Below are 7,691 nucleotides of genomic sequence, written 5' to 3'. Positions count from 1 at the left end.
GCGACAGCGCAGCGGTGATCTGGCAAGCGGTAATGGTGATGCGCAACGCAAGACCCGTTACGGCATCTCATAGCCAGTAGATGAGGGTTGCGGCGAGTGCGATTGCTGAGAGGAAGACCTTTGGACATCGGTCGTAGCGTGTTGCTATTCGTCGCCAGTCCTTCAGTCTTCCGAACATAATCTCGATCCGGTTGCGACGTTTGTATCGCCGCTTGTCGTATTTCACGGCCGCCTTGCGTTGCTTCCGGCCGGGGATGCAGGCGCGTATCCCTTTGTCTTCCAACCCTTCTCTGAACCAATCGGCGTCATAGCCGCGGTCCCCAAGCAGCCAGTCGACCCTGGGCAGACTGCTGAGCATGGCCCGCGCTCCGATGTAATCGCTCACCTGACCGGCAGTGATGAACAAGCTGAGAGGTCGGCCTTGGCTGTCGCAGACCGCGTGCAGCTTGGTTTTCATGCCGCCCTTGGTGCGCCCGATCAGGCGTCCGCGCCCCCCTTTTTCACGCCCATGCTGGTCGCGGTCCGGTGTGCCTTGAGGTAAGTCGCGTCGATCATAATCGTCTTCTTTTCGCGGTGTTCGGCGGCCAAGCCGGCCATTATCCGAGCAAAGACCCCCTTATCGCTCCATCGCTTCCATCGGTTGTAGAGCGTCTTGTGCGGACCGTATTCCGCAGGCGCATCGCGCCAGCGTAAGCCATTGCGATTTATGAATATGATCCCGCTCAGAACCCTGCGGTCATCAACGCGTGGCTTGCCGTGAGGCTTGGGGAAATAGGGCTCCAAACGAGCCATCTGCGCATCGCTCAACCAGAAAAGATCAGACATGACACCGCTCCGTTTTCGGAGCCGTGAATCACGCAGAGAGTCTGAAATCAATGGGTCCAGAGCCTAGGCGCCTCTCGAAAACCCGATCAGAATGATGCGGTCGCCGGGCTCATAGTTGGCGATTATCTTTTCATAGCAGTCAATGACATTCTCATCGATCCCGGTCCCAACAGCTGCCGAAAGCACGTTCCGAATGCGTTTCAATGTCAGACCTCCGACTTCACCGGCGCCGAGACCCGGATCATAGAAGCAGATCTGTTCTGCCGGGTTGATCGGGGACGACGGTCCCGGCCGCATGGCCCGATACATCTTGTACACGTTTGACAGACGCTGGTCGGGTCGCACACCCCCGATCTGACCGGTTCCGTCCGAGAAAATGAGGATGTTCTTGGGCACGCTCGATCGCCTTTGTTCAAGTTTTGTTCTGGTATCCCATTCCAACACTGCGCAGTCAATCAATTCCGATGACGCTGATGGTGGCGAGCATGCCGCCTTCCTCGAAAGTGTGGAATGAAAGCTGCCTCAGCAGAGATTGTTCAAATGGATACCGCCGCTTCTGACCAATCGGCTGATGAATACGCGGATGTGCTAAGTGTGGGGAAACCATCCTGCCGAACTCCGTGTGGGCTGGATAAGCGAACGGCTCGCGCTTCTTCCATCAGGCACCTGCATGGAAGAGGATAGAAATATTACTTAGTAGGTAAATCTTTCAGCGGTGGAAGGTAACAGAATTGTTGAATAGTGTAACGCTATTTGTTGAGGTATGTAACGGAATCTATTGAAAAACCGACTCAACATTTTTGTTACTCTTCTCAACAAACCGTATACCTTTCTATGTAGTAATGGGGACAGAAAGCCAAACCTAGGCATTAACAATTTCCAGTTTATAGAAGGTTCATTTTTGGGAACAGAGGGTGCCTGAATAAATTTGCAATTTTTTCGCGCAGAATGGTCTACTAACTCATCTGCATGAGGAGCACCGATTTGGCGATGCCCCTCACCAAAAATATGAAATCGCTTACATTAATCTATCGCGTCTTCCCATTACGATTTTTAGCAATCTCATTGCTGTTAGATCTTTTGGGTGACCTTATCCTCCATCTTTCGAGTTCTGCTCAAGCCAGTCGGCGATAATCCTGCGGATCATTTCAGGCCTCGTTGGAAGATCAGCTTCGCCTCGTCGGACATCATCAACGGCCTGCAGCATATCTGCATGAAGACGTAAGGTTACTGCCGACGTATCAGTTTTAGGGCGTCCAAACTTAGTCATTTAAAGAATTCCAGAATCAGGTATTGACTTTATGATGTCATAATGTCACAATACTGCGAGCAAGACAAGAGTTGCCGCTCCTGTCTCGCTCTAATCACAACGATCAGCTTAGGAGATCATCATGACTACAAACGATACTATCACTACGACATCGACTTCAAAAGCCGCAGGCTCAGCGCAGTCCTATATCTTTGATAATTTTTGCGAGCTTATGACCCGTGTATTCATGGCGCTCGAAGAGGAGGAGTGGGCTGAAAACGCGGGCTGGGATATCGCGTTCGGCCAATCCGTTTCGGACGCAGAGACCGCTTGGAAACTGGTTGCCGCCCAAGCTGACGCAGTGAGCGCTGTACAGCCGCTTTCTGGGAACGACTTGCTGCTGCACCGCATGGCCGGCCTGATCTCGCGCGCTGTTTCTGCACCTAGCATCGCCGCGCTGGAGTGGGTTCAGGCAAGGGCGATTCATAGCGTCGCACAAGCTCCGACCCATATTGCCATGGCAGTTTGTGATCTGGCACATGAGGCGCAGCTCAGCATCGATCAAATGGTCGAGAATGCTCACGCCAATGGACCCTATGAGCGCCGGGATTCCGGTATTTCGCTGGCCTCCTGATTTTCAACATTTTCAGAAGTACCCAATTTACCTGATCGGCGCAGTCGCGCCGGCGGGTCTCAAACATACGTCACAAGGAATTACACATGAAACAACCGCTTTTGAGCGGCTTCGAAACGCTGTTCGCGTCTCAAGCTGCATCCCACTCTTCAGATGATCTACGGCAGTTCCCGAAGCTTTCGCGAGACATGCTCACACGCCATGCAAAATGGTTTGGCCTGTCCGGCGAACATCTTGTCGACAGCATTTTGTTGCGGTTTGGGATCTATACATCCCAGCTGCCTGAAGTGCTGCCCGCAGATCGCATTGTCTATCACCCACACGGTGACCTTCGGCTGCAGATCAAAACGTGCTGCCGCCCGAGAAGTGGCTATTTCCATTTTAGCCTGACGAAGGGATACCACCGCTCCCCTACTGGCATCAAATCCTACGCATCGGATGACTTCGACCTTGTTGCACTGGTGGCCCTTGCCGAAAACGCAGTGAAGTTCACCGCAGGACGCCAGCAATCTCACCGGATCGCGCTGTCCGAAATCGATACTTTGCGCATGGACCCTTGCGCCAGTCTGGATCAAGCCATGGTAGATCTTGGGTTATCGACAGCAGGCGCTTTCCTGCCAGTCCCCGCACCCACCCTGCGTGAAGGGGACAGACATGATCAGTAGAACTTCTCAAAATGCCGCACTTCAGGAAAGCTTCGCGTCGAAACTGGCATGCGCAATGGCCCAAAGCCTGTTCAATCCAGAGGTAGACCGCATGGTCAGCATCCGCCACGCGCACGACGACATGGACGAAGACGAATTCATCGCCAACATGCCCGATGAGATGGTTCAGACTACGCCAAAACGACCTTGGGAAGCACCGGAATCAGCCCTTGCGGACACGATGACCGAAGCCGAAATTTGCGCAGCAACCAGCGCTGGAAGCGACCCTTTGGCACAATCATCAGACACGGGTGGAAGGACTTTGCGTAAAGGAGATCCTTCCCCCTCCTTGATCGCAACCGCCTTTGGGTTGGCAAAGCTCGTGGACAGCGAAGATCACTTGCAGGATCTTTTCCGTCCCGGCCGTGTGACACACTTTGCATGTCCTGCCGGCTCCTTCATCGAGGCATTAGAAGAGATCCTTCCGAAGGTGATCAGGCACTTGCAGGACCAACTGCCGTCCGGAGGCACGGTGGATCTCCATTATCATGTTAAGGAAGAAGACGGCGACAGACGGCTCAAAGGCCGTCACCGATCCCGCGACTTTATGGACTCACGGATCGAGCGCAGCCTTGCCGAAGGTGCGGCTGTCCTAGTTGTCGCGACTGGGCAGTTTCATCTATCAGATACCATGAATGCGCTCGTCGGGCGAAAAGCCACTTGGCCTGGCATCACACCCGAGATCATTCTCGAAACCCTCCGCATGACGCATAGCGCGACAGGGCGCATTGCAGAGGCTGAGATCCGCGCCCGGTTGCCGGATGCCGAAATGCTAAAGACTTTCGGGCCTGCGCAGATCGATGCAGCTTTCGCCGCTCCGACGACACTCGCGGTCGCAGACCAGCTCTCTAAAATTGCCGTTAAACTAAAGCGCTCATCACCGGTTTTGACACTGGATGCCCTGCACGGCATCGCTGGGGTTCGCGCGTCCCTGGATCGGATGCTGAACGATCTGAGGCTCTGGCAAGAAAACACGCTGCCTTGGTCCGAGGTCGCCTCTAGCGCCGTGTTTCATGGTCAGCCAGGAACCGGCAAGACCACGCTCGCCAGGGCCTTTGCTGGCTCTGCCGGCATCCCGATCATCGCCACGTCCTACTCCGACTGCCAAAAGCACGGTCATCAAGGCGACATGCTGGCTGCTCTGGACAAGGCTTTCGCAGAGGCTGCAGCGGCCGCTCCGGCTGTGCTGTTCATCGACGAATCGGACAGCTTTTCGCAACGAAATGAGCAATCCTCGAGCACTGGCTACATGCGCGGCATCGTGAATGGGCTGCTTGAACAGATCAACAGAGCGAAAGACGTCGATGGCTTGATTTTGCTTGGCGCAACCAATCACCTCGCAACGATCGATCCCGCCGTGATCCGCAGTGGCCGTTTCGATCTCAAGCTTGATGTGCCTTACCCGGACAAGTGCGGGTTGGAGGCAATCCTGTCTGCGAAGCTCGGCGCAGACAATGCCAAAGGATTGAATCTCGCACCTATCGCAGGTCAGCTCTTGGGGCAGTCCGGTGCGGTCGCGGAAGCCGTCGTGCGCGATGCATTGGGGCGCGCGCGAGCAGACAAGGCATCAGTTCAGCAAACGCATTTGCAGAACGCCGCCAACCAAATTGCGCCACGATTGGATGACGAGACAGAGCGCCGGGCTGCCATTCACGAAGCAGGCCATGTGCTCGTGATGATGCGGCTCGGCTGGCCTCTCCCAAAGCGGGTCTGCCTGACCTCTGAGGGAGGGCAGGTGGAGCATATATCCTTCAAGATGATGACCCCCAAAACAGCGCAAGAAAGGTTACAGGTTTTAATAGGAGGAAGAGCCGCGGAAATTTGCATGTTTGGCCATCCGAGCTCTGGCGCCGGTACGGGTGCAAGAAGTGATCTGGCACAAGCCACCAGCCTCGCTCTCGCAGTCGAGCGCCAGTGGGGCTTTGGTGAGAGTGGCCTCCTCTGGGATGCTGCGACGGCAGAAGAAATCTGGCGCGTTCCCGAGGAAATCAGGCACCGCGTCGAGCGCCATTTGCTTGATGCCGAGAAGAAAGCCCTTTCTTTTGTTGCGACCCACAAAGCCCATATCATGGCCTTGGCAGACGAGCTAATCCGCGTCAGGGAACTGAATGGGCAAGATATCGAGGATATTATCGCATCGCGTGATCTGAGAGGCTTCGCGCAGAGCCATCAGGCGTAGGACAGCGGGCGGCGGCTCCTAGCGGCCGCCGCGCTATTTCCTCGTTTTAGATTGAACTTGTCGCGCTTGGGCAAGATTCCGATCACATTGACGCGCTCCGTGGCTACGGAAAAAGTGTAAGATCGAAACACCTACAGAACAAATGAAAATATATCAAATCCCTTCTTTCGAAGGCTATACAATGACAATACTCAGTTCGCTAAATATTCTTCCGAACTACACTAAGCGTTTACTGGTTATGGCTTCCCATGATCCGACACACCTTCACGCATCATCGATATAATCACTAAAATGAGTTTCGATGGCCGAGAAATCTTCAATTTGCGCAAGCCACTCAAAAGCCTCCTCATCTGAGAGTGGGATGATATCTTCACCGGCGGCACTTTCACCCCGACCGAAGTGGACAGCATAGCGTGACAAAGGCCCACCCTCGCCAGCGAGAAACCAAGCTCCTTTGTTTGTGCGGTATAATGTTTCCTCATACCAGCGCCAGCCATTCATATCGTGATCGGCATCTGTGGCGACACTGATTGCTGTTTTCATATCGTAAATTTTGCGATCAATAATTTTTCTCATACTTTTTCCTTTTCTAATAATCTATGAGTTCGGGGATGCACGGCCCCCGGTATGCCGGTATCGAAATTGTTGTATTGACTGTCAGTTGTATTAGTATTAATTTTTTGAGGCCTCCTGTTTATCGTGTGTATAACCTATAGTGCATGGGTATAAATGAAATTAAAATTATAGAGATTTAGCTTTTTAGATAATGAAATAGCCCCTGCATTCAATATTACGCTGTTATTTTGCGCGCCGTATTGGGGTATTGAAGATATCTTGAATGTAGTACAGCCTGATCTGGTCCGTTCGTCTTCCTAATGATGACATTAACGTTCGACTTCACTGGATAGTGTCTGCCCGCATTATCGTAATTCAATCATGCCGAAATACGGTGGAACAAGTGATCTTCTCGAGTGCCGTCTAATATTTCTTGAAAAGGGGCTTTGCATATTTTGTAGGGCGGACATGCAAATGCTTTGGCGTGCCGCAGTCACACGGATCTGGGAGACGACACGGCGCGCTTCGAAGGCCGCCGTGCCAACCTAGATAAATGGGACCAGCACAAGCTTGCAGAGCGATTGGTCATTCAGTCCCGACGTCCCTTGTCGCCACTAATAATGACATAATAAACCTTATACGCAACACTCGTGTAGCCGCGGCACATTCTAAACTGGGTTGCGACAAATCCCCTATCTTGCTGGAAAGCAAGGAGAACGGAAGATGGCCCACACAGAGCTGGATTTGCGCGAACGGCGTAAGATCGAGGATATGCTGAATGCAGGAACCCCCGTCGACAAGATTGCCGTAGAGATTGGCAGGCACCGCTCGACCGTGTTTCGCGAGATCAGGCGCAACAGGTTTGTCGATGACGAGCTGCCACAGTTGAACGGCTATTATGGGATGACCGCGCAGAGGTCTGCCGTCCAGCGTCGTGCGCGGCGGCGCAAACTGGTGCGGCTCACCGATCTTCGAGCGCACGTGATCAAGCAACTGGAGACCGGATGGTCGCCTGAGCAGATCGCGGGTCGCTTGCAGTATGATGGTCAATCAGTGCGTGTCAGCCACGAGGCAATCTACGCTTACGTTTATAGCCCAGATGGCCAGTCCGAAGCATTGGCGCGGTATCTGCCGCAGCGCCGCAAAAAGCGCCAGCCAAGACGCAGACGCACACCGCGCGGCGTTGTCTTTCCATCGGAGCGGTCGATCCATGAACGTCCCGACTACGTCAAAACGCGCGAGGCATTCGGTGAATGGGAAGGTGATCTGATGATCTTTGAGCGCGCTCAGGGCAAGATGAACGTCGCCTCGCCGGTCGAACGCAAAACGCGCTTTGCCGTTCTGTTCCGTAACAACATCGCAGCACGACGCACCTGATGAACCGGCTGATGAGCGTGATGGAACCCCTGCCCCCACCTGCCCAGCATTCGATTACATTTGACCGCGGGATTGAGTTCCGCAACTGGCGCAGGTCGTGTCGCGAAGGTGGTGGAAATTTGAAGGTGGCGTAATCTCCGGGTGAACTTGAACCCACCCAACCGGCGG

General features: G+C 53.9%; 7 protein-coding genes and 1 pseudogene. 5 read left to right on the top strand and 3 right to left on the bottom strand.

Annotation, left to right across the window (positions count from 1 at the left end):
- Positions 1–67 precede the first annotated feature (67 nt).
- Positions 68–825 (bottom strand): IS5 family transposase gene (locus ACEWPL_RS19080; protein WP_393933390.1). Its coding sequence is split into 2 segments (ribosomal slippage): positions 68–504 and positions 504–825, totalling 759 coding nucleotides; the frame shifts between segments, so codons are not numbered across the junction.
- Positions 826–888: 63 nt separating this feature from the next.
- Positions 889–1,221: a T6SS phospholipase effector Tle1-like catalytic domain-containing protein gene (locus ACEWPL_RS19075; protein WP_393933392.1), complete on the bottom strand. Its 333-nt coding sequence runs from the start codon at positions 1,219–1,221 to the stop codon at positions 889–891.
- Here ACEWPL_RS19075 and ACEWPL_RS19070 point away from each other — a divergent pair.
- The 4 genes from ACEWPL_RS19070 to ACEWPL_RS19055 all read left to right on the top strand — a co-directional run bounded on the left by ACEWPL_RS19070 (position 1,214) and on the right by ACEWPL_RS19055 (position 5,591).
- Positions 1,214–1,339, top strand: a complete 126-nt coding sequence (locus tag ACEWPL_RS19070; RefSeq protein ID WP_420744392.1) for a hypothetical protein — start codon at positions 1,214–1,216, stop codon at positions 1,337–1,339. The genes ACEWPL_RS19075 and ACEWPL_RS19070 overlap by 8 nt on opposite strands.
- Before the next feature lie 877 nt (positions 1,340–2,216).
- Positions 2,217–2,708 (top strand): hypothetical protein, encoded by a 492-nt coding sequence (locus tag ACEWPL_RS19065; RefSeq protein ID WP_393933393.1) that lies wholly within the window; start codon positions 2,217–2,219, stop codon positions 2,706–2,708.
- Between the two features lie 86 nt (positions 2,709–2,794).
- Positions 2,795–3,373 carry a hypothetical protein gene (locus ACEWPL_RS19060; protein ID WP_393933395.1) on the top strand — a complete coding sequence of 193 codons (579 nt, stop codon included), beginning with the start codon at positions 2,795–2,797 and terminating at the stop codon, positions 3,371–3,373.
- Positions 3,363–5,591, top strand: coding sequence for an AAA family ATPase (locus ACEWPL_RS19055; protein WP_393933397.1), 2,229 nt, complete (start codon positions 3,363–3,365; stop codon positions 5,589–5,591). The genes ACEWPL_RS19060 and ACEWPL_RS19055 overlap by 11 nt, the downstream gene beginning before the upstream one ends.
- Before the next feature lie 264 nt (positions 5,592–5,855).
- On the opposite strand, the gene ACEWPL_RS19050 is transcribed toward ACEWPL_RS19055, so the two are convergent.
- Complete coding sequence (locus ACEWPL_RS19050) at positions 5,856–6,167, bottom strand: hypothetical protein (protein WP_393933399.1); 312 nt, start codon at positions 6,165–6,167, stop codon at positions 5,856–5,858.
- 702 nt (positions 6,168–6,869) lie between these two features.
- Here ACEWPL_RS19050 and ACEWPL_RS19045 point away from each other — a divergent pair.
- Positions 6,870–7,618 (top strand): annotated as a pseudogene (locus ACEWPL_RS19045) (IS30 family transposase); the annotation flags it as partial.
- Positions 7,619–7,691 lie beyond the last annotated feature (73 nt).

The sequence above is a fragment of the Roseovarius roseus genome (genome assembly GCF_043355935.2).
In the GTDB taxonomy this organism is placed as follows: domain Bacteria; phylum Pseudomonadota; class Alphaproteobacteria; order Rhodobacterales; family Rhodobacteraceae; genus Roseovarius; species Roseovarius roseus.
The sequence above is the reverse complement of the archived record's forward strand: the minus strand, read 5'-3'. Positions and strand labels throughout refer to the sequence as shown.